Below are 21,219 nucleotides of genomic sequence, written 5' to 3'. Positions count from 1 at the left end.
GGGGCGCACCTCACCTATTCGCTGCCATGGCCTGGACATGCCTGCGTCTCCCTCCGCACTCAGTCTTGCTCGCGCGGGTAGACGCAGCTGCCGCGAATGCGGCTGCGAGCCCCCCTCCCCGACCCTTGGGTACATCGCGGCTCACACAAATTATCAGTGGTTACTGTGATCTCTTCGATCGGATCCCGGACAGAAATTGGATAGTTGTGCTCCAGTTCTGTCTGATGTGCATTGTTTGTGGACTGAGGGTGCCTGGGCATGGCGTTGCGGACCGAACGAACTGATGCGATGAGGACGAGAGGACCGTCGCGTCGGGCTTGGGTGTGCCCCTTTACCGGGGGGCCCGGCACCAGCGATCGCGCCCTCAGTTGTTCCAGCTCTCGTCGTACGGGTCGCGTGGCGTCGGGACCGGCTTGGCCAGACCGACGTCGATGAAGGGGATGACGCCGTCATTGACGGGGTCCTTGGCCCGCTTGCTGGTGTACGTCCCGGTGACCTCGAGCCAGCTGTCGGGTTGCAGCACCGGGGGAATCCGTCCGGTCAGACCGATCTTCACGGGTTGGGCGTCGGCCGCACAGCAGTTGAGGGCCATACGAACGAGGTAGGGCGTACCGCTGCGGTCGAGGGCGACGAAGCCGGTGATCTTGACCTGTCGGCCGTCGAGCGAGCGACCGTGGTCGTAGGCCGCGCGGCCGGCGTAGTCGACCAGGCTCAGCGGGAGCGGATCGCCGGCAGGGAGGGCGGGGTAGCCGAAGGGCTTCTGCAGGGCCGTACCGGTGCGCATGGCGCTGTAGGAGCCCAGCGCGGGTGGGGCGACCAGGATGAGGGCGAGCAGGGGCAGGACGAGGAGCCAGGAGACGCGCGGTTCGCGGTGGGCGTGACCGTGTCCGTCGTCGTGACTGTCGTCGTGAGTGTTGTCGTGCCCATCGTCGTGGTCGTCCTCGGTCCCGCGTTCCGCGGTCCGGCCGTCTGTAGTCCGGTCGTCCGCGGTCCGGTCCTCCTGGACCCGGTCTTCGCGGCCCGGGGCTTCCTCGGCCTGTTTCCCCCCGCCCGCGCGCGGCCGCCGCAGTTCGTACCAGACGGTGGCGACCGCGGTGACGATCAGGACGACGCCCGCGCCGAGCAGCAGCGGGCGCAACCCGGCCTTGACGTACCGCAGGTAGAGGTCGGTGGCGCCGGCGTGCAGCACCGCCGCGCCGACCAGGAACAGCACCGCCGCTTGCGCCAGCCGGTTCACAGCAGCACCGCCCCGACGAGGACCGACATGAGAATCGCCAGGGCGAAGGTGGCGGGAGCGAACCGCAGGGCGAACCCGCGCCCGAACGTGCCGACCTGCATGGCGAACAGCTTCAGGTCGATCATCGGCCCGACGACGAGGAAGGCCAGCCGGGCGGTCAGGGAGAACTGGGACAGGGACGCGACCACGAACGCGTCGGCCTCGGAGCAGATCGACAACAGCACCGCGAGAATCGCCAGCGCGAGGATCGACACCACGGGATTGCTCGCCGCGGCGTGCAGCCAGCTCGCCGGCACCACGGCCTTGAGCGTCGCCGCGGCCATCGCGCCGACGACCAGGAAGCCGCCCGCGTGCATCACGTCATGCCGTACGGATCCCCAGAACGCCGCCCCCTTGCCGAGGCCGTCGTGCGACGGGCGGGCCGGTGAGCGCATCCAGTCGGCGCGACCGAGGCGTTGCCACAGCCAGCCCATCGCGCACGCCACGAGCAGACTCGCCACGAAGCGGGCGAGGACCATCTCCGGGTTGCGGGGGAACGCCACGGCGGTGGCGGTCAGCACGATCGGGTTGATCGCCGGGGCGGAGAGCAGAAACGCCAGCGCCGCCGCGGGAGTGACCCCCCGGCGCACCAGCGCCCCGGCCACCGGCACGGAGGCGCACTCGCAGCCCGGCAGCACCGCCCCGGCCATCCCGGCGACCGGCACCGCCAGAGCGGGCCGGCTCGGCAGCGCGCGGGCGAAGAACGACGGCGGCACGAACACCGCGATCACCGCCGACAGCAGCACGCCGAGAACGAGGAAGGGCAGGGCCTGAACCACCACCGCGACGAACACGGTCATCCAGCTCTGCATCACCGGCGTGGACAGCGCCCGCCGGACCGGCCCCTGCAGCGCGACCACCAGGAGCAGCAGCATGGTCAGGACGAGGGGGGAGTTGAACTGCCAACCCCGCCACCCCTGCCGATCGTCCGCGGCGCGGTGCTCAACCGGGGGCGGGGATGCCTTGGTGATGGTCACGGGTGAGGTACCTCCGGTAGGGAAGGGCTCGGTGGCTTGGTGCCCCTCGACCTTCAGTACGCCGGTTCGGGCACAGCTTCTCACCGCGAGTCCCAACCTCGGCGGGCCGGCTTCCCGTTCGCTCGCCTCCCTTGACGCCCCGATGCGCCCGACCTAGCCTCCACTGAACACGTCTAGACAGGTGGGTCGACGATGACGGATTCCCTCGACAACAGATCCGCATCCGCGGGCCGGCAGCTCCAGGTGGAGACGCACGGGCTCGACGTGATCGGCGACGCCGAGCGCAAGGGCACCCCACGGACCCTGTTCTGGCCCTGGTTCGGGGCCAACGTCTCGATTCTCGGGCTGAGTTACGGGGCCTTCGCGCTCGGCTTCGGCATCTCCTTCTGGCAGGCGCTCGCCGCCGGAGTGATCGGCATCGTGTTCTCCTTCCTCCTCTGCGGCTTCATCGCGGTGGCGGGCAAGCGCGGCTCGGCGCCGACCATGGTGCTCAGCAGGGCCGCGTACGGCGTACGGGGAAACCGGCTGCCCTCGGTGATCTCCTGGATGCTGACCGTCGGCTGGGAGACCGTGCTCACGGCGCTCGCCACCATGGCCACCGCGACCGTCTTCGGGCGGCTCGGCTGGGGCGGCGGCACCGAGACCAAGGTGGTCGCCCTGATCCTGGTCGGCGCGCTGACCGTGATCGGCGGGGTGATGGGCTTCGATCTGATCATGCGCCTGCAGACCGTCATCACCGTCGTCACCGGCGTGCTCACGGTCGTTTACATCGCGCTGGTGGCCGACCACATCCACTGGCACACCGTCAGCGCCGTACCGGCGGGCTCCGCACAGGAGTTCATCGGCGCGCTCGTCTTCATGATGACCGGCTTCGGACTCGGCTGGGTCAACGCCGCCGCCGACTACTCGCGCTACCTGCCGCGCGTTTCCTCCGGCCGGGGCGTGATCGGCTGGACTGCCTTCGGCGCCTCGGTGGCACCGCTGCTCCTGCTGGTGTTCGGGCTGCTCCTCGCGGGCTCCTCCGGCGACCTCAGCCAGGCCATCGCCATAGACCCGATCGGCGCGCTGACCACGATCCTGCCCACCTGGTTCCTGGTCCCCTTCGCCGTGGTCGCCGTGCTGGGTCTGGTCGGCGGCGCGGTCCTGGACATCTACTCGTCCGGTCTGGCGCTGCTGTCCGCCGGTCTGCGGGTGCCGCGCTATCTGGCGGCGCTCGTCGACGGTGTCCTGATGATCGCGGGCTCTGTCTACATCGTCTTCTTCACCGACAACTTCCTCGGCCAGTTCATCGGCTTCCTCACCACGCTGGGCGTTCCCGTCGCCGCCTGGTGCGGGGTGATGCTGGCGGACCTCTTGATGCGCCGCCGCGACTACGACGAACGGGATCTGTTCCGTACGAGCGGCAGGTACGGCGACGTTCCGCTCCAGCCGCTGCTGCTCACCCTCGTCGCCACCGGGCTCGGCTGGGGCCTGGTCACCAACTCGGCCGCGAGCTGGCTGGAGTGGCAGGGCTATCTGCTCGACCCGTTCGGACTCGGCGGCAAGACGGGCGCCTGGGCCTACGCCAACCTGGGCGTCCTGGTCGCGCTCGCCCTCGGCTTCCTCGGCACGCTGGCGCTCGACCGGGGCCGGGTGGCCGCCCAGGAGCGCCAGGACCCGAGTCCGGCGGCGAGCGCGGAGGTGCTCAGCGCATGAGTACGGAGCACTCGCTCACCGAGCGTACGGAGCACCCGCTCACCGACAGCACGGAGTACCCGCTCAACGACCGCCGGAACGCCGAGGCGCCTCGCGGCCTGCTCACCGTCATCGACATGCAGCGCGTGTTCGCCGAGCCCGACAGCCCCTGGGCGACCCCCCGCTTCGACGAAGCCGCCGACGGTGTACGCCGATTGCTGCCGGCCTTCGGTGACCGCGTCACCTTCACCCGCTTCCTCGCGCCCGAAAAGCCCAGCGGCGCCTGGCGCATGTACTACGACCAGTGGCCCTTCGCGCTCCAGCCGCCGCAGGCCCGCCTGTGGGAGCTGACGGACGAATTCGCCCGGCAGGCACGGCACTTGGTGGACGCCACCACCTTCGGCAAGTGGACCCCCGCGCTGGCCGAGCGCGTCGGCGCGGACGGCCGGCTGGTGCTGGCCGGAGTCAGCACGGACTGCTGCGTGCTGTCGACGGCCCTCGCCGCCGCCGACGCCGGAGCCGAGGTGCTGGTGGTGGCCGATGCCTGCGCCGGAGTGGACGACGACTCGCATGCCAAGGCCCTCCAAGTGATGGACCTGTACCGGCCGTTGATCCGCGTCGTCACCGTGGACGAGGTGCTCACCGGGGGCCGGTCATGAACGGTGTCCGGCTCAAGCACCAGCAGATCACCGAGGTGCTCGCCAAGGAGATCCGCAGCGGACACCGGTCGGCGGGGGAGCAGTTGCCGGGCGAGCACGCCCTCGCACAGCGCTTCGGCGTCAGCCGCACCACCGTGCGGGCCGCGCTCGCCGAGCTGAACGAGGCGGGCCTGATCGCCACCCGCACCGGCAAGGGTTCGTACGTCCTCTACGACGGCCGTCCGCTGGACGACCGGCTGGGCTGGGCACACGCCCTGGCCGTCCAGGGCATCGACACGCGTGTGCGGACGCTCGCCGTCCAGGAGGTCCACGACGCCGACCTGGCCCGTCAACTCACCCTGGAATCACCCACGTTCGTACGGGTGGACCGGACTCGGGAACTCATCGCGGACGGCTCCGTGATCTCGTACGAACGCAGCTGTCTACCGCCCCTTCCGGGTGTCAGGGAGCTGCCGCGGCGCGGCCTCGACGACCTCTCGCTCACCGAGGTGATGCGGCGGGCCGGACTGCGCCCCGACCATGGTGAGCAGCGCCTGGCCGGACGGCGGATCGACGCGCGGGAGGCGGAGGTGCTGCGCCGCGCACCGGGCGACTGGTTCCTCGACACGCGGCGGACGAGCCGCGCGGCCGACGGCTCCTTCGTCGAACATGTCGTGAGCCTGCTGGACCCCGACCACTTCCAGCTGTCCCTCGAGTTCGGCTGACCCCACCACCCGAAAGCGCCCATGAGCCTCACCCGCCACACTGCCACCCTCCACAGCCGCGCCACCGGTTCCCTCTACGGACTCGCGCTCGGCGACGCCCTCGGCATGCCCACGCAGATGCTGTCCCGCCCGCAGATCACCGCCCGCTACGGACCGCTCCTGACCGGCTTCCGGGCCGCCGCCCCGGACCACCCGCTGGCCGCCGGAATGCCCGCCGGAGCGATCACCGACGACACCGAACAGGCCCTGCTGCTCGCCCGGTTGCTGCTCGACGGCGAGGGCACCGTCGACGCGGCGGAGCTGGCCCGGCGCCTGGTGGCCTGGGAGGACGACATGCGGGCCCGCGGCTCGCTCGACCTGCTCGGGCCGTCCACCAAACGTGCGGTGGAACTGGTCCTGGCGGGGACCCCGGTGGACCAGGTCGGCCGGTACGGCACGACCAATGGCGCGGCGATGCGCATCGCCCCCGTGGGCATCGCCGTGCCCTCGGCGGACCCGGTCGCCCTGGTGGACCGGGTGGTCGAGGCCAGCAGGCTGACCCACAACACGGGGGTCGCGCTCGCGGGCGCGGCGGCCGTCGCCGCCGCGGTCAGCGCGGGACTCGACGGCGCGTCGGTCCCCGAGGCGGTGGAGGCGGCGGTCGGCGCGGCCCGCCTCGGAGCCGGACGCGGCCATTGGGTGGCCGCCGCCGACGTGGCCGAGCGGATCGTCTGGGCCACCGGCCTCGTGCGAGGGCTGTCCACGGCCGAGGTGTGCGAGCGGGTGTACGCGCTGGTGGGCACCAGCCTGGCGACCCAGGAGTCCGTACCGGCCGCCTTCGCCGTACTGACTGCCTGTCAGGAGGACCCGTGGCAGGCCGTGTTGCTCGCCGCCTCCGTCGGCGGTGACTGTGACACCATCGCCGCCATCGCGGGCGCGATCGGGGGTGCCTGTCACGGAGTGGAGGCTTTCCCGGCCGATGCGCGGGCCACCCTGGTCCGGGTCAACAAGCTCGACCTCGACGCGACGGCCACGGCGCTGCTCGCGCTGCGCGGGCGGCAGTGATCGCATGAGGATTCTGCACCTGGGCAACGTGGTGATGGACCTGGTCCTGGCCGTGCCCGCGCTGCCCGAGCGGGGCGGTGACGTGCTGGCCGCGCACACCCGGAGCGCCCCGGGCGGCGGCTTCAACGTCATGGCCGCGGCGGCCCGTCAGGGCATGCCGGTGACGTACGCGGGAGCCCACGGCAGTGGCCCCTTCGGCGACCGGGCGCGCGCCGCACTGCACGACGAGGGCATCGACGTACTGCTCGCCCCGCGCATCGGACGCGACACCGGGTTCGTGGTGTGCCTGGTGGACGCCGAGGGCGAACGCACCTTCGTCACGAGTCCGGGCGCCGAGGCCACACTGACCCCGGAGGATCTGGCTCCACTGCGGCCGGGGCCACAAGACTTGATCTACGTCTCCGGCTACAGCCTGCTGTACGAGGCCAATCGCGCCGCACTGACCGGATGGCTGCCCCGGCTGGACCCGGCCGTCACCGTGATCGTGGACCCGGGCCCGCTGGTGGGCGAAATCCCCTCGGCCGCCCTGGAGTTGCTCTTGGACCGTGCCGACTGGTGGAGCTGCAACGCCCGCGAGGCCGCGCTGCTCACCGGAATCGACGACCCGTCCGCCGCCGCCCACGCCGTGCGGTCCCGGCTGAAGCGCGGCTCGGCCCTGGTCCGTACGGGCCCCGACGGCTGCCTCCTGCACCACGGCGGCACGCTCGATGTGATCCCCGGATTCACCGTCCGGGCCGTCGACCTCAATGGCGCGGGCGACGCGCACACGGGCGTCTTCATGGTCGCCCTCGCCCGGGGACTGGCCCCGGCTGCCGCGGCGCGCCGCGCCAACGCGGCGGCAGCGATGGCCGTCACCGCGGCCGGTCCTGCCACCGGGCCGGGCGCGGACGCGCTGGACGCGTTCCTCCGTCAGTCGCGGCCGGCGCCCCGGTAGAGGTCCAGCTCCCCGTCGAGCTCGACGGCGAGGACGGTGGCGTACTCGTCGAGGTCGGCCGCGGCGGGGGCGTCGATCCAGGTCACGCCGGGTACGACGTCCAGGCCGCCGGTGACGTGGTGGCCCAGTTCGGTGCCCGTGCCGAGGACGGTCACCCGGCGTACCGCGTTGCGCAGTCCGCGGACCGACACGCACTCGCGGGGCGCGTCGAAGCACATCAGGTACAGCGTGCGCCGGTCGGCGGAGAGGGTGCTGGGGCCGTAGTGGTGCCCGGCGGGCAGCCCGGCGGCCGTGCCGTACACGGCGTCGGCGTGCTGCGCGATCCACGCGCCCAGACCCTCCAGGCGCTCCACCTGCTCGTCGGGGATCGTCCCGTCCTCCCGGGGGCCGACGTCGAGCAGCAGATTGCCGCCCATGGCGATCGTCTCGGTGAAGTAACGCACCAGCTGGCGCACCGACTTGTAGTCGCGGTCCTTGGGCCGGAAGCTCCACGAGTCGTTGATCGTCAGGCACAGCTCCCACGGGCCGTCCGGGGCCTGGAGGGGGACGCCCTGTTCGGGCGTGGCGTAGTCGCCGTAACTGAGCATGCGGGCGTTGAGGACGGCATCCGGGTCGCCCGCGAGGATCAGCTCGGAGAGCTCCCGCATCCGCCACTGCTCCTCGGTGCGCTCCCACTCGCCGTCGAACCAGAGCAGATCGGGGCGGAAGCGGTCGACGAGTTCGCCGACCTGGCCGTCGCGGTAGGCGAGGTAGCGCTCCCAGGCCGCCGGGTCCTCCTTGCCGGGCTCGGCGTGCGAGAACGGGCTCGGCGTTTCGTCGCCCGGCTTGACGTGCCGGATGCTCGGGTAGTCGGGGTGGTTCCAGTCGGAGTGCGAGTAGTAGAGGCCGACCTTGAGGTCCCGCGCACGCAGCGCGTCGACGAATCCGGTGACCAGATCGCGCCCGGCGGGCGTGTGCCGGACGACGTTCAGGTCGCCGTGGGAGGTGTCCCACAGGGCGACGCCGTCGTGGTGCTTGGTGGTCAGCACCGCGTACTTGGCGCCGACACGGGCGAAGAGCTCGGCCCAGGCCTCCGGGTCGTATCGCGACGCGGTGAAGCCGTCGAGCTCTTTCATGTATTCCTCGTGCGTGACCTCGCCCGTGTAGAACGACCAGGACTCGGCCCATCCGTCGACGGCGTAGATGCCGTAGTGGATGAAGATGCCCAGCTTGGCATCGGAAAACCAGGGTTGCATCGGCATGCGCTCACGCTAGGCGCCGGTGCGCGATGCGCGAGTGGGCGCCGATCACCACTACTGGTCCGTTTTCACCCTGCCCCGCGGGCGCTGTGAGATCTCTTTACGTGGCTGTCATGTCCCTGTAGCTTCCGCGCTGCAAGCCCTTTCAGGAACTTGCTGGTTCCTCTTGCAAAGCAACTCCCCACCCCCCGGACCGCATTGGAGACGCGCATGAGACGGACACCCCCACGCCTGCTGCGGCGCCCGCTCGTTGCGTTCGTGGCGATGACCGGGCTGCTCGGACTGGTCTCGCCGGACGCGGGCTCCATGGAGAAGACGGCCGCCGCGTCCAACACGGCGACCGTCTTCTACTACACGAAGACCAAGAACTGGCCGACCACCTACCTGCACTACGCCCCGGACGGCGGCTCCTGGACCACCGTGCCCGGCGTACAGATGGAGACGGCCTGCACGGACTGGGTGAAGGAGACCGTCGACCTGGGCTCGGCCACCGGGCTTCAGGCCACCTTCAACAACGGCAGCGGCACCTGGGACAACAACGGCGGCAACAACTACGCGCTCGGCACCGGCACCATCACCGTCAAGGACGGTGTGATCGCCCACAGTGACCCGTGCGCCGACACCGGTACGGGCAGCGGAAACCAGGCCACCGTCTACTACTCGACGGCCACGTCCGGCTGGACCACCGCCAACATCCACTACGCGCCCACCGGCGGCTCCTGGACGACGGTCCCCGGCGTCGGCATGGAAGCGGCCTGCACGGGCTGGTGGAAAAAGACCCTCGACATCGGTACGGCGACCTCACTGAAAGCCGCCTTCAACAACGGCAACGGCGTCTGGGACAACAACAACAGCGCCGACTACACCCTCCCCGCCGGCACCACGACCGTGCAGGACAAGACGGTCACCCAGGACGCCAAGGATCCGTGCGCCGCCGAAGCGCCGGACACCGAGGCCCCGACCGCGCCCACCAAGGTCACCGCGAGCGCCACCAACACCTCTGTGGTGGTGAGCTGGGACCCGGCCACCGACAACACGGCGGTGACGAAGTATCAGGTCACCCGCACCGGCGGCACCAAGGGTGCGGTCGTCACCGACGTGGGCTCAACGGTCTACTCGGACACGGGACTTGAGGAGAAGACCACCTACACGTACACGGTGAAGGCCGTCGATGCCGCCGGGAACACCTCACCCGCCTCCGCCGAGGCCACCGCGACGACCGGCGAGCAGGCCCCCGAACCGGCCTCCGGCACCCCGCTGGGCACGGACCCGCGCAAGGACCCCATCTACTTCGTCCTCACCGCCCGCTTCTACGACGGCGACAGCTCCAACAACCGCGGCGGCAGCCAGGACGTCAAGTCCGGGAACGCCGCCAACAACGACCCCATGTTCCGCGGCGACTTCAAGGGCCTGGTCGACAAGCTCGACTACATCAAGGCCCTCGGCTTCTCGGCCGTCTGGATCACGCCCGTCGTCCTCAACCGCTCGGACTACGACTACCACGGCTATCACGGCTACGACTTCTACAAGGTCGACCCGCGCCTGGAATCGGCCGGCGCTTCCTACCAGGACCTGATCAACGCGGCCCACGCCAAGGGCATGAAGATCTACCAGGACGTGGTCTACAACCACAGCTCCCGCTGGGGCGCCAAGGGCCTGTTCACCCCGACCGTGTACGGGGTCCGCGACTCCGAGTGGAGCTGGTACTACGACGAGAAGAACGAAGGCTTCGAGTACGACGGCCTGACCGTCGAGCCCAAGTCCGGGAAGTCGTACTACAACGGCGACCTGTGGTCGACGGCCGAGCCCTCCGGCAACACCTGCGTCAACTGGGGCAAGCCCACCGGCGGCAAGAGCGCCGAGGGCTACACGCTCTACAACTGCCAGTGGCCCAGCCCCACTTCGGGCATGTTCCCGAAGACGTACTACCACCAGTGCTGGATCGGCAACTGGGAGGGCGAGGACTCCCGCTCCTGCTGGCTGCACGAGGACCTCGCCGACTTCAACACCGAGTCGACGCCCGTGCAGAACTACCTCATCGGCGCCTACGACAAGTACATCGACATGGGCGTCGACGGCTTCCGCATCGACACCGCCGTACACATCCCGCGCGTCACCTGGAACCGCCGCTTCCTGCCCGCCATCTACGACCGGGTCACCCAGAAGTTCGGTACGGACGCGGCGCAGAACTTCTTCGTCTTCGGCGAGGTCGGCGCCTTCGTCAACGACAAGTGGAACCGAGGGTCCGTCAACCACTCGGCGCAGTTCTACACATGGAAGGAGCGCAAGGAATACAGCGCGGACGACGAGACGGCGTCCGTCGAGCAGTACACCTACGAGGAGCAGCTCGGGACGGGCAACCAGCCGACGTCCACCAATGCCTTCCTGAGCGGCAACAGTTACCACACACCGGACCGCAGCCAGTTCTCCGGCATGAACATCATCGACATGCGCATGCACATGAACTTCGGTGACGCGCAGAACGCCTACAGCAACGGCAAGGACTCCGACGACTCCGTCAACGACGCCACGTACAACGTCGTCTACGTCGACAGCCACGACTACGGCCCGAACAAGTCGAGCACCCGCTACAGCGGCGGCACCGACGCCTGGGCCGAGAACATGGCGCTGATGTGGACGTTCCGCGGCATCCCGACCCTCTACTACGGCTCGGAGATCGAGTTCCAGAAGGGCAAGCAGATCGACTGCGGCCCGACCTGCCCACTGGCGTCCACCGGTCGCGCGTACTACGGCGACCACCTCGCGGGCTCCGTCACGGCCTCCGACTTCGGCAAGGTCGACTCGGCGAGCGGTGAGGTCGCGACGACGCTGGCCCAGCCACTGGTCAAGCACCTCCAGCGACTCAACCAGATCCGCCGGGCCATACCGGCCCTCCAGATGGGCCAGTACTCCACCGACGGCATCAGCGGCTCGATGGCGTTCAAGCGCCGCTACACGAGCGGATCGACGGACAGCTTCGCGCTCGTCACGGTCACCGGCGACGCGACGTACACCGGTATCCCGAACGGGACGTACACCGATGCCGTCACCGGTGAGGTGAAGACCGTCTCGAACGGCACACTGTCCGTGGCGGCTCCCGGGAAGGGGAACCTCCGGGTGTACGTGCTGAACGGTCCCGGGAAGATCGGGAGCGACGGCCCGTACCTGAAGTAGCGGCGGGTGGTCCCAGGCCCAAGTGGGCCTGGGACCACGCGCGTTGCTCGAGCGGCATCGGTTGCCTCATTCCTGTGGCGGTGAACGCACGGATGGCGGCGCGACGGCTCCTCGCGCTCCGTATGGATATCTGCGCACTTCGGTAACGGTAAGTGATTGGAGCGGGCGGCGCCCGAGAGCGCGCAACGCGTGAAGGCGCTCCCTTCGCGCCCTCCGGCAGGCAGGCAAGCGCTTCAACCGACCGGCGGATCGGCCTACTTGGCGTTATCCGGTGGGTACACCGGAGCGGTCGGCGTGTTCAATCACTTCTATTGCCGCGCGTACAGATGGCCCCACTCCTCAGGAGGCACTGTGATCGCCGTCCCCGAACCCGGACTCACCGAACGCGAACTGATCGAGCGGGCCGTGGCGATGCGGCCCGCGCTGCTCGAACGGCAGCCGGAGACCGAGCAGTTGACGCATTATCCGAAGGACACCCACGACGACTTCCTGCGGGCCGGGTTCTACCGGATGCTGCAACCGCGCCGGTACGGCGGATACGAGTTCGGGCTGCCCACCTTCTTCCGCGTGGTCACCGAGATCGCGCGCGGCTGCCCCTCCACCGGCTGGGCCCTGTCGCTCACCGCCGCCCATGTCCTCCAGGTCGCCGCGCTCTTCGACGAGAGGGCGCAGGACGAGATCTTCGGGGACGACGGCGACTTCCGGGCCGCGTCCACCGTCGTACCGATCGGTGTGGCACAGCCCGACGGCGACGGTCATGTCGTACTCGACGGGACCTGGCCGTACTCCTCGGGCGCCCCGTACTCCACGCATTACGTCGGCCAGACCCTGCGCGCCCCCGAGAAGCCGGGCGACCCGCCGGGACCTTTCGTGCTGTTCGTCGCGCCGCGCGCGATCTGGACCGTGGTCGACGACTGGCACGGCGTCCTGGGCCTGCGCGGCAGCGGATCCAACAGCATCCGCATCGACCAGGGGCGCGTCCCGGCGTACTTCACCCAGGAGGTGAGTCTGCTCGACCTGCCTGTCGAAGGCGGCACACCCGGTTCCAAGCTGCACGGAAATGCCCTGTACGCGGGGCGCGCGCCCAGCTTCTTCCACGGAGAACTCGCCGCCATCATGATCGGCACCGCTTACGCGGCCGCGGACGAGTACGCCCGGATCGTCGCCGAACGCCCGCTCATCGCGGACCCGAGCCGCACCCGCGCCGAACTCCACGACTACCAGCGGCACTTGGGTGAGGCGCTGGGCGCGATCCACACGGCCGAGGCGGCGCTCCGGCACAACGCCGAGGACTGGATGGAGACCTGCCGCCGCAACGTCTCGGGCGAGGCCGCGTTCACCACCGCCGAGGACAACCGGCTCGCGCTCGTCTTCCTCACCGCCGGGCGCATGGCCTGGGACGTACTGCAGGGCATCCTCTTCCGCACGGCGGGCTCCCGGTACGCGCGCGACGGCGAGCGGATGCAGCGCTACTTCCGGGACGCGGCCACGTACTGGACCCATGTCGGCCCCACCATGGCCGAGCCGCTCCACCGGCGCGTCGGCTGCGACCGCCTCGGCCTGCCGTCGGACGACATCCCGCTGCTGCCCTGAGCGGCACAGGAGGAATGCCCCGCCCCGGGCTGGGTACGCGACGGGTGTTGCGCCCGGGACCGCTCCTGTCCCGGGCGGCCCGTCCGCCACTACCCGGGGATCTGCCATGGACACACCCTTGAACGGCCACTACCTGCCCACGGCCACGACACCGGCCCAGGAGGCCTTGACCACCCTCTGCGAGAACACCGAGGACGCGGTGGCGCTGGACACACTGGCCGACAGCGAAGTGCTGATCCCGGTGCCCGACGACGCCAGTGACGAGGACGCCGCCGACCCCACGGCCGTCGCGCTGCCCGTCCTGGAGCAACCGGGCGGGGAAGAGGTGGTGCCGGTGTTCACCTCCGAGCGGGAGATGGCCGAGCTGCTCCCGTCCGTCTCCCGCTACCGCCTGGTGCCGCTCGGCGCACTCGCCTCCCAGTGGCCGTCCGACGACCTGTCGCTCACGATCGACGCCAGTTCACCGCACGGACTGACTCTCACCTCCGAGGGCGTCCGGAGCTTGCTGGCCCGACCGCAGGCCTGACAGCCACCCGCTTTCTGGATGTAGCCGACCTTCTTGTCCCTCAGACCCGCGATGTCGGTCACCTTGGAGCCCTTGGGGACGACGACCTCCTGACCTGGCACGCGACGCCCGGCTGGACGCCGCCGGCCGCGCCCGCTCCCGTCCCGCTCGTCGCCATCGAGGACCCCTGCGCGATCCGCCGCCGGGCCATCGCGACGCTCGCCGCGCACGGGGTGGCGGCCACGGTGGTCGGCGACGCCGGGTATCTGGCGGGTGTCCTCGACATCGCCCGTACCGGCCAGGGCGTGGCCCTGCTCGCCGCGGTCGGGTCCGCTCCCGACGGCCTCACCCCCTACGACGGACTGCCCCCGGTCACCCCGATCCCGATGAGCGCGCTGGCCCGCCCCGGAGCGGACCCGGCGACGGTCACGGTGGCGTTCGACGCGGTACGGGATCTGCTGCGCTGACGGCGTGCGGGCCCGGCGTGGCGAATGAGGGCACGACACGTCCGGGCCCAGCGCCACGAATGACCGCACGACATGTCCGGACCCGGCGTGACGAATGACCGCACGATCCGTCCGGGCCCGGCGTGACAATGACCCCCATGAAATGGATCTCCGGCGTGGCCGGCGGACTGCTCCTGGCGCTGGTCCTCCTCAGCATCCTGCGCACGCTCGTGGTGCCCCGCGGGCTCTACTCCTCGCTGGTGATCCGGTGGTGGCGCTCGCTGCGCTTCGTTCTGCGTCTCGCCGCGTCCGGCGGCGATTACCAGGCCCATGACCGCGCGCAGACCTGGCTGGCCCCGCTCATGCTGATCGGCATGCTCACGAGCTGGCTCGGCGGGGCGCTGTTCGCCTTCGGACTGCTGCTGCACGCCCTGTCCTCGCTGTCCTGGACCAAGTCCCTCCGGGAGGCCGGTTCCAGCCTGTTCACGCTCGGATTCGCCAGCGGCGACCGGCTCCACCTCTCCTTCGTGGACTTCTTCGCGGCGGCCACCGGCCCCGTGGTGATCGCGCTGCAGATCGCGTACCTGCCCACGCTGTACGCCGCGTACAACCGCCGCGAACTCGAGGTGACCCTGCTCCAGTCGCGTGCGGGCGAGCCCGCCTGGGGCCCGGAGATCCTGGCCCGGCAGTGGCTGGTCGACACCGAGACCGCGCTGCCCGAGCTGTACCGCGCCTGGGAGCGGCTCGCCGCGGACATCGGCGAGAGCCACTCCACGTACCCGGTCCTGCTGGCCTTCCGCTCCCCGCAGCCGTACCGCAGCTGGATCGTCGCTCTGATCGCCGTCATGGACGCGGCCGCCATGCAGCTCGCGCTCACACCGCGCAGCGCCTTGCCCGAGGCGCGCCTGGTGCTGCGCGCGGGCTTCACCGCGCTGCGCGACATCGCCCGCGCACTGCGCTTCGACTTCGACACCGACCCCAGCCCCGACGCCCCGATCCAGCTCTCCTTCCTGGAGTTCGACGCGGCCGTGGCGATGGTGGAGGCGGCGGGCTTCCCCGCCGAGCGGACGGCCGAGCAGGCGTGGCCGCACTTCCGAGGCTGGCGGGTCAACTACGAGGCGATCGCCTACGAGTTGTGCCGTCGCGGCGACGCGGTCCCCGCGCTGTGGACCGGGGTGCGGGACTTCGCCACCAGCCCGATCCCTCCCCGGCGGCCGAAGGACCGGCGCCCCGGCGAAGGCCGTCCGGAACTGCCCCCTTCCGCCGGGTAGTCCGGCCCGTTCTGGCGGGAAGATCCCCCCGGAGGACCGGATGCGGAGGGGTGGGGGTTCCCTTGAAAGTCGTCCTGCTGGGTACGGCCGCCGGTGGCGGCTTCCCTCAGTGGAACTGCGCCTGCGCGCTGTGCGCGGCCGCCCGCGACGGCAAACTGTCCGCGCGTACGCAGGAGTGTGTCGCCGTCAGCGGCAACTCCCGCGACTGGTGGCTGCTCAACGCATCACCCGACATCCGTACGCAGCTGACCACCGCACCGGCGCTCGCGCCCGGTCCGGGGCCCAGGGACACGCCCGTGCGCGGCGTGCTGCTGACCGACGCCGAGGCCGATCACGTCATGGGACTGACCATCCTGCGCGGCGGCCCCGGACTCAAGGTCTACGCCGCGCCTCCCGTGCTCGCCACGCTGACCCCGCTGCGCGCGATGCTCGACCGCTACGCCCCGTGGGAGTGGGCGGACAGTCTGACCGAGGGCGGGTTCGTGCTGGCCGGAGGTCTGGTCGTCAGCACGCATCCGGTCGGCTCCAAGGCCCCGAAGTACGTCTCCGGCCCCGCCCAGGACGCCCGCTGGGTGACGGCGTACCGGATCGAGGACCTGGCCACCGGGGGAGTGCTCGTCTACGCGCCCTGCCTGGGGAGTTGGACACCCGTGCTGGACGAGCTGCTCACCACGGCGAGCTGCGCGCTGCTCGACGGCACGTTCTACGCGGCCGACGAGATGGGCACGACGGTGCGGTCGTCCGACGGGCAGGCCGCGATGGGGCATCTTCCCGTCTCGGGCGCGCACGGCAGCCTGGCCGCCCTCGGCCGCCATCCCGGGCCGCGCAGGATCTACACCCACCTCAACAACACGAATCCGCTGCTCGATCCGGCCTCGGCCGCCAGTGCGACGGTGGGTCGGGCGGGGGTGGAAGTCCTCCTGGACGGGGCTGAGTTCGTCGTCTGGAGCGCGGTGTGGGGTGTGGTCCCGTTGCAAGGCCGCGGTCTCGTTCTGGTCCGCGCTCTCGTTCTAGGCCACAGTCGCGTTCGAGGTCGCGGTCTCGTCCGTCGTCGCCGTCTCGTTCGAGGTCTCGTTCAACGTGCGGGCGAGGGCGGCGCGTTGCAGGGGGCGTACCTCGGAGTGCAGGTCGCGTCCCTTCGGGGTGAGTGCGACCCACACTCCGCGCCGGTCCTCCTGGCAGACGGTGCGCTCCAGGAGGCCGTCCTTCTCCAGTCGGCCGATGAGCCGGGACAGGGCGCTCTGGCTCAGATGGACCTGGCCGGCGATGTTCTGCACACGGCACTGCTCGCCGGGCTCCGCGACCGTGCCCGAGGCCAGGATGTCGAGGACCTCGAAGTCACTGGCGCCGAGCCCGTGCGGGTGCAGGGCGCGGTCGATCTCGCAGATCGTGCGCGCGTGCACCGCGAGAATCTCTCGCCAGTGGTCCTCGAGCCGGGCGTCGGACGACTTCGTTGCCATAACTGAACGGTAACAGAGATCCGGCCAGTTGTTGAGAGTGAAACTAGTGCAGATGCATCCATTCGGCTCGCCGGGACCGCATACTCGCGGGGGCCCGCCTGCCCGCCGAGGCTCGCCTACTCGGCGGACGGGTCCTGGGTGAGCCCGATGAGGTTCCCGTCCGCGTCCTTGACCGAGGCGATCAGCTTGCCGCCGCCCACGTCCTGGACGTCCTGCAGCAGCTCGGCCCCGGCGTCGAGCAGGCCCGACAGCGTCCCCCTGATGTCCGAGACGTGCCAGTAGGGGACGGGCCCGGTCATTCCCTTGGCGTGACCGTTGGGGTCCAGGCCGACATCCTGGCCCGCGTCCTTGAAGCCGACGTAGTAGGCCTCGTCGGCGTATGGTTCCACCCCCAGCAGTGCGCTGAACAGGGCTTTTGCCTGCGTGAGGTCCTTGACGGGGTAGATGATGGTCTTGAGTCCGGCGGTCATGGCGACTCCTCCGTGGAGCTGGTCGGTGCGTGCGAGTTGCGTCTGGCGCCGACGCGGATCCCGTCGGCGCTTTCACGCTAAGCGGGAGGGGCGGGAGGTGGCTTCTCGAATCCTGACCGGTTGCCACGGCGAGCGCGCCGGATGCGCAGCGGGCCTCGAGCGTCTGACGCCCCGGACCGCCTCACGTGGACTCGCGCCGCACCAACTCCGCCGGCAGAATCACCGCCGCCGGATCCTCGCCCCCTATCTGGGCGAGCAGCACCCGCACCATCTCGGCGCTGATGCGGTCCCAGGGCAGCCGGACGGTGGTGAGAGCGGGCGTGGAGGCGACGGCGGCGGGGGAGTCGTCGAACCCGCCGACCGCGACGTCCTCAGGGACTCGACGGCCGGCTCGGTGCAGTGCGGCCAGCACACCCTGCGCCATCAGGTCCGAGGCGACGAACACGGCGTCCATGTCGGGGACCCGGTCCAGGAGTTGCTCGGCCCCCGCCTCACCGCTGGCCCTGCTGTAGTCGCCGGAGACGACGAGGCGGTCGTCGGCCTCGATGCCCGCCTCGTCGAGCACCTCCCGGTAGCCCGCGAGACGCTCGACACCGCCCGGGGTGTCGAGTGGTCCCGTGACCGTGGCGATGCGGCGGCGGCCCAGGGACAGCAGGTGCTGCACCATGTCCCGGGCGCCGTCCCGGTCGGCCCCGGCAACGTAGCTCACCTTCGAGCCGAGCCCGATGGGCTTGCCGCAGGCGACCAGCGGCACATTTGCCGCGCGCAGCTCCTCGGCGACCGGGTCGCCGGAGTGGCTGGAGACCAGCAGCACCCCGTCGACATGGCCCGCGGTGATGTACCGCGTTATGCGCCGCCGTTCGTCCTCCGTGCCGGCGAGCATCAGCAGGAGCGGAACGTCGTGCGCGGCCAGGGCCTGCGTGCAGCCGCGCAGCAGGACATTGAAGTTGGGGTCTTCGAAGAACTTCTCCTGCGGCTCGGTGAGCAGGAAGCCGATCGAGTCCGAACGTCCGGTGATCAGCGAGCGGGCGTGCCGGTTCACGACGTAACCCGTCCTGCGGATGGCGGCGTTGACCGCCTCCTGCGCCGCGGGGCTGACGTAGTGCCCGCCGTTGAGCACGCGCGACACCGTGCCCCGCGACACACCCGCCTCACGCGCGACGTCATGAATCGTCGGCGGTCTGCGCCGGCCTCCCGCGTTCGTCATGGTCACGACTTTACGGCTCCCGACAGCAGATCGAGTCTCCATAAACGCAGGATGACCAGGAACGGCGCGACCGGCGGGATGATCGCGGGCGGTCCGCCGGTGATCACGGCGGCGGGGATCCACGCGAGACGGATGCCGCTCGCGGCCGTGGAAGCGGGGGAGGGCGCGAGCGTGGAGCGGGCGACCGCCGACGCGGTGGTCGACAGCTTCTGTGAGCGTTCACAGGATCATGGCGCCCGGGGCCCTTGTCATAGGTTGCGGCTGTCGGGTTATCGTGAGCTCACGCCGCTGACGCTGTGTGTGCACGTTCCCACGTGATCGATGAAACGGGAGAGATCCATGCCGGACACCACCCCCAGGGGCCTCACCAGGCTCGCCTTCGGTGGGGACTACAACCCTGAGCAGTGGCCGGAAAGCGTCTGGCACGAGGACGTCCGGCTGATGCGCGAGGCCGGTGTCACGATGGTGAGCGTCGGGATCTTCTCCTGGGCGCTGCTCGAACCGGCACAGGGCACCTACGACTTCGGCTGGCTCGACCGACTGCTCGACCTGCTGCACGAGAACGGCATACGCGCCGACCTCGGTACGCCGACCGTGGTGCCGCCCGCCTGGTTCTACCGCGAGCACCCCGACGCGCTGCCCGTGGCCGCCGACGGCATCCGCTACGAATTCGGGTCGCGCGGCGCCATCTGTCACAGCAACACCGACTACCGCGCCGCCGCGGCGAACATCGCCACTCAGCTCGCCACCCGGTACGCCGAACACCCCGCGCTCGCGATGTGGCACGTCCACAACGAGTACGGCGTCCCCGTCTCGGCCTGCTACTGCGAGTCCTGCGCGGCGCACTTCCGCCGCTGGCTCATGCGGACGTACGAGACGATCGACGCGCTCAACGAAGCGTGGGGGACCGCCTTCTGGGGCCAGCGTTACGCGGACTTCGACCAGATCAACCCGCCGCGCGTGACCCCGACCGTCGGCAACCCGGCCCAGGCCCTGGACTACAAGCGCTTCGCCGACGCGACCATGCGTGAGAACTTCGTGGCCGAGCGGGACATCCTGCACCGCCTCTCGCCGGGCATCCCGGTCACCACCAACTTCATGACCGCCCTGAGCCAGTGCGACTCCATCGACTACTGGGCCTGGGGCCGCGAGGTCGACCTCGTCACCAACGACCACTACCTGATCACCGACGGCCGCCGCACGCACGTGAACCTGGCGATGGCCGCCGACATCACCCGCTCGGTGGCCGGCGGCGCCCCCTGGCTGCTGCTCGAACACTCCACGTCGGGGGTCAACTGGCAGCCCCGCAACCCCGCGAAGGCCCCGGGCCAGATGGCCCGCAACTCCCTCGCACACGTCGCGCGCGGCTCCGAGGGCGCGATGTTCTTCCAGTGGCGGCAGTCCCGGCGCGGCGCGGAGAAGTTCCACTCGTCGATGCTGCCGCACGCCGGCACCGACTCGCGGGTGTGGCGCGAGGCCGTCGAGCTCGGCGCGTCCGTCGACTCGTTGACGCCGGTCAAGGGCACCCGCACCGTCGCCGACGTCGCCGTGCTGTGGGACTGGCACTCCTGGTGGGCGCAGAACCTCCAGTGGCGCCCCAGCGAGGACCACGACCCGCGCGAGCGCGCCGACGCGTTCTACGAGGCGCTGTACGACCGCCACCTCACGGTCGACTTCGCCCACCCGGAAGCCGATTTGTCGGTGTATCCCCTTGTCGTCGTGCCCGCCCTCTATCTGATGACCGAGGCCGCCGGCCGCAACCTCGAGGAGTACGTCGAGAACGGCGGCACCCTCGTCGTCTCGTACTTCTCCGGCATCGTCGACGAGCACGACGCCGTGTACGACGGCCCCTACCCGGGAGCCCTGCGCGACGTACTCGGCCTGACCGTCGAGGAGTTCTCGCCCCTCCTCCAGGGCGACCTCGTCCGGATCACCGGCCCCGACGGCTCCGAGCTCACCGGCGACGTGTGGACCGAGTTCGTGGTGCCGCGCGGCGCCGAGACCGTCTGGACGTACGCCGACGGGCTCACCGCGGACCACCCGGCCGTCACCCGGCACCGCCTCGGTGAGGGCTCGGCCTGGTATGTCTCGACGCGCCTGGGGCCCCAGGGCCTGGACGCGCTGATCGGCTGGGCGGCCGACGACGCGCGCATCGCGCCCCGCGCCGAACTGCCCCGCGATGTCGAAGTGGTGCGCCGCGCCGGCGAGTCGGGCACCTACGTCTTCGCCATCAACCACACCGCGTCGGAGGTCAAGGTGCCGCTGGACTCCCACGGCACCGAGCTGCTGACGGGCGAACGCGCCGCGGACCGCCTCGCGGTACCCGCGGGCGCGGTCCGGGTCGTACGACTCGACGGCTGATCCACGGCCGCGTGACTCGACGACCCACGGCCGCGCGACTCGACGGTCGATCCCACCCCAAGACCCCGGCCGGACTCCGGGGGGACATCCGGTCGGACTCGGCGGCGCCGTGCTCAGATCCTTCGGGCACGGCGCCGCCACCACGGATTCAGCCATCGCTGAGCGGGTGAGGCTCCCGGAGGGCTGTGCGTGTCGCCCCGGGCTGCGGGACAGTAGCGGAAGACCG

The 21,219-nt window shown here is 70.5% G+C and carries 17 protein-coding genes and 2 pseudogenes; 12 read left to right on the top strand and 7 right to left on the bottom strand.

What is annotated here, in order from left to right:
• Positions 1-364 precede the first annotated feature (364 nt).
• Positions 365-1,237, bottom strand: a complete 873-nt coding sequence (locus tag ACZ4WS_RS16120; protein ID WP_467980835.1) for a TIGR03943 family putative permease subunit — start codon at positions 1,235-1,237, stop codon at positions 365-367.
• Complete coding sequence (locus ACZ4WS_RS16115; RefSeq protein WP_467980834.1) at positions 1,234-2,253, bottom strand: permease; 1,020 nt, start codon at positions 2,251-2,253, stop codon at positions 1,234-1,236. Before ACZ4WS_RS16115 ends, ACZ4WS_RS16120 begins: the two co-directional genes overlap by 4 nt.
• A gap of 192 nt (positions 2,254-2,445) precedes the next feature.
• On the opposite strand from ACZ4WS_RS16115, the gene ACZ4WS_RS16110 reads away from it, so the two are divergent.
• The 5 genes from ACZ4WS_RS16110 to ACZ4WS_RS16090 are packed head-to-tail and all read left to right on the top strand — an operon-like array spanning position 2,446 to position 7,268.
• The gene (locus tag ACZ4WS_RS16110; protein WP_467980832.1) at positions 2,446-3,948 is read left to right on the top strand and encodes a purine-cytosine permease family protein; all 1,503 of its coding nucleotides are present in this window, start codon (positions 2,446-2,448) and stop codon (positions 3,946-3,948) included.
• Complete coding sequence (locus ACZ4WS_RS16105; protein ID WP_467980831.1) at positions 3,945-4,586, top strand: cysteine hydrolase family protein; 642 nt, start codon at positions 3,945-3,947, stop codon at positions 4,584-4,586. The genes ACZ4WS_RS16110 and ACZ4WS_RS16105 overlap by 4 nt, the downstream gene beginning before the upstream one ends.
• The gene (locus ACZ4WS_RS16100; protein WP_467980829.1) at positions 4,583-5,290 is read left to right on the top strand and encodes a GntR family transcriptional regulator; all 708 of its coding nucleotides are present in this window, start codon (positions 4,583-4,585) and stop codon (positions 5,288-5,290) included. Before ACZ4WS_RS16105 ends, ACZ4WS_RS16100 begins: the two co-directional genes overlap by 4 nt.
• A gap of 21 nt (positions 5,291-5,311) precedes the next feature.
• Positions 5,312-6,334 carry an ADP-ribosylglycohydrolase family protein gene (locus tag ACZ4WS_RS16095; protein WP_467980828.1) on the top strand — a complete coding sequence of 341 codons (1,023 nt, stop codon included), beginning with the start codon at positions 5,312-5,314 and terminating at the stop codon, positions 6,332-6,334.
• A gap of 4 nt (positions 6,335-6,338) precedes the next feature.
• A complete protein-coding gene (locus ACZ4WS_RS16090; protein WP_467980827.1) occupies positions 6,339-7,268 on the top strand; it encodes a PfkB family carbohydrate kinase in 930 nt (309 codons plus the stop codon).
• Here ACZ4WS_RS16090 and ACZ4WS_RS16085 read toward each other — a convergent pair.
• The gene (locus ACZ4WS_RS16085; protein ID WP_467980825.1) at positions 7,244-8,509 is read right to left on the bottom strand and encodes an alpha-L-fucosidase; all 1,266 of its coding nucleotides are present in this window, start codon (positions 8,507-8,509) and stop codon (positions 7,244-7,246) included. The two genes, ACZ4WS_RS16090 and ACZ4WS_RS16085, sit on opposite strands and share 25 nt — an antisense overlap.
• Positions 8,510-8,716: 207 nt before the next feature.
• Between ACZ4WS_RS16085 and ACZ4WS_RS16080 the strand changes: the two genes are divergently transcribed.
• The 6 genes and pseudogenes from ACZ4WS_RS16080 to pqqB form a co-directional block, all read left to right on the top strand.
• A complete protein-coding gene (locus ACZ4WS_RS16080; RefSeq protein WP_467980824.1) occupies positions 8,717-11,680 on the top strand; it encodes a carbohydrate binding domain-containing protein in 2,964 nt (987 codons plus the stop codon).
• Positions 11,681-12,031: 351 nt separating this feature from the next.
• The gene (locus tag ACZ4WS_RS16075) at positions 12,032-13,273 is read left to right on the top strand and encodes an acyl-CoA dehydrogenase family protein (RefSeq protein ID WP_467980823.1); all 1,242 of its coding nucleotides are present in this window, start codon (positions 12,032-12,034) and stop codon (positions 13,271-13,273) included.
• 106 nt (positions 13,274-13,379) lie between these two features.
• The gene (locus tag ACZ4WS_RS16070; RefSeq protein WP_467980821.1) at positions 13,380-13,799 is read left to right on the top strand and encodes an SseB family protein; all 420 of its coding nucleotides are present in this window, start codon (positions 13,380-13,382) and stop codon (positions 13,797-13,799) included.
• Between the two features lie 212 nt (positions 13,800-14,011).
• Complete coding sequence (locus tag ACZ4WS_RS16065; RefSeq protein ID WP_467980819.1) at positions 14,012-14,245, top strand: hypothetical protein; 234 nt, start codon at positions 14,012-14,014, stop codon at positions 14,243-14,245.
• Between the two features lie 137 nt (positions 14,246-14,382).
• Positions 14,383-15,495, top strand: a complete 1,113-nt coding sequence (locus ACZ4WS_RS16060) for a hypothetical protein (RefSeq protein WP_467980817.1) — start codon at positions 14,383-14,385, stop codon at positions 15,493-15,495.
• A pseudogene (gene pqqB / locus ACZ4WS_RS16055) lies at positions 15,390-16,421 on the top strand (pyrroloquinoline quinone biosynthesis protein PqqB); the annotation flags it as partial. The gene ACZ4WS_RS16060 and the pseudogene pqqB, both read left to right, overlap by 106 nt.
• Before the next feature lie 84 nt (positions 16,422-16,505).
• Here pqqB and ACZ4WS_RS16050 read toward each other — a convergent pair.
• From ACZ4WS_RS16050 to ACZ4WS_RS16035, 4 genes and pseudogenes are all read right to left on the bottom strand, one after another.
• Positions 16,506-16,955 carry a MarR family winged helix-turn-helix transcriptional regulator gene (locus ACZ4WS_RS16050; RefSeq protein ID WP_467981097.1) on the bottom strand — a complete coding sequence of 150 codons (450 nt, stop codon included), beginning with the start codon at positions 16,953-16,955 and terminating at the stop codon, positions 16,506-16,508.
• Between the two features lie 116 nt (positions 16,956-17,071).
• Complete coding sequence (locus ACZ4WS_RS16045) at positions 17,072-17,425, bottom strand: VOC family protein (protein ID WP_467980815.1); 354 nt, start codon at positions 17,423-17,425, stop codon at positions 17,072-17,074.
• A 181-nt stretch (positions 17,426-17,606) separates the two neighbouring features.
• On the bottom strand, positions 17,607-18,638 hold the full coding sequence (locus ACZ4WS_RS16040) for a LacI family DNA-binding transcriptional regulator (protein WP_467980813.1): 1,032 nt from the start codon (positions 18,636-18,638) through the stop codon (positions 17,607-17,609).
• A pseudogene (locus ACZ4WS_RS16035) lies at positions 18,635-18,739 on the bottom strand (carbohydrate ABC transporter permease); the annotation flags it as partial. The gene ACZ4WS_RS16040 and the pseudogene ACZ4WS_RS16035, both read right to left, overlap by 4 nt.
• A 232-nt stretch (positions 18,740-18,971) precedes the next feature.
• On the opposite strand from ACZ4WS_RS16035, the gene ACZ4WS_RS16030 reads away from it, so the two are divergent.
• Positions 18,972-20,993: a beta-galactosidase gene (locus ACZ4WS_RS16030; RefSeq protein WP_467980811.1), complete on the top strand. Its 2,022-nt coding sequence runs from the start codon at positions 18,972-18,974 to the stop codon at positions 20,991-20,993.
• The last annotated feature ends 226 nt before the right edge of the window (positions 20,994-21,219 follow it).

The sequence above is a fragment of the Streptomyces sp. NPDC029292 genome (genome assembly GCF_055569295.1).
Note: the sequence above shows the minus strand (reverse complement) of the source record. Positions and strands in the feature narration are given on the sequence as shown.

Bases quoted from the DNA above. Each gene is read 5' to 3' on its own strand.
- ACZ4WS_RS16110 (WP_467980832.1), top strand. From the start codon at position 2,446: ATGACGGATTCCCTCGACAACAGATCCGCATCCGCGGGCCGGCAGCTC.
- ACZ4WS_RS16105 (WP_467980831.1), top strand. From the start codon at position 3,945: ATGAGTACGGAGCACTCGCTCACCGAGCGTACGGAGCACCCGCTCACC.
- ACZ4WS_RS16100 (WP_467980829.1), top strand. From the start codon at position 4,583: ATGAACGGTGTCCGGCTCAAGCACCAGCAGATCACCGAGGTGCTCGCC.
- ACZ4WS_RS16095 (WP_467980828.1), top strand. From the start codon at position 5,312: ATGAGCCTCACCCGCCACACTGCCACCCTCCACAGCCGCGCCACCGGT.
- ACZ4WS_RS16090 (WP_467980827.1), top strand. From the start codon at position 6,339: ATGAGGATTCTGCACCTGGGCAACGTGGTGATGGACCTGGTCCTGGCC.
- ACZ4WS_RS16085 (WP_467980825.1), bottom strand. From the start codon at position 8,509: ATGCCGATGCAACCCTGGTTTTCCGATGCCAAGCTGGGCATCTTCATC.
- ACZ4WS_RS16080 (WP_467980824.1), top strand. From the start codon at position 8,717: ATGAGACGGACACCCCCACGCCTGCTGCGGCGCCCGCTCGTTGCGTTC.
- ACZ4WS_RS16070 (WP_467980821.1), top strand. From the start codon at position 13,380: ATGGACACACCCTTGAACGGCCACTACCTGCCCACGGCCACGACACCG.
- ACZ4WS_RS16060 (WP_467980817.1), top strand. From the start codon at position 14,383: ATGAAATGGATCTCCGGCGTGGCCGGCGGACTGCTCCTGGCGCTGGTC.
- ACZ4WS_RS16050 (WP_467981097.1), bottom strand. From the start codon at position 16,955: ATGGCAACGAAGTCGTCCGACGCCCGGCTCGAGGACCACTGGCGAGAG.
- ACZ4WS_RS16045 (WP_467980815.1), bottom strand. From the start codon at position 17,425: ATGACCGCCGGACTCAAGACCATCATCTACCCCGTCAAGGACCTCACG.
- ACZ4WS_RS16030 (WP_467980811.1), top strand. From the start codon at position 18,972: ATGCCGGACACCACCCCCAGGGGCCTCACCAGGCTCGCCTTCGGTGGG.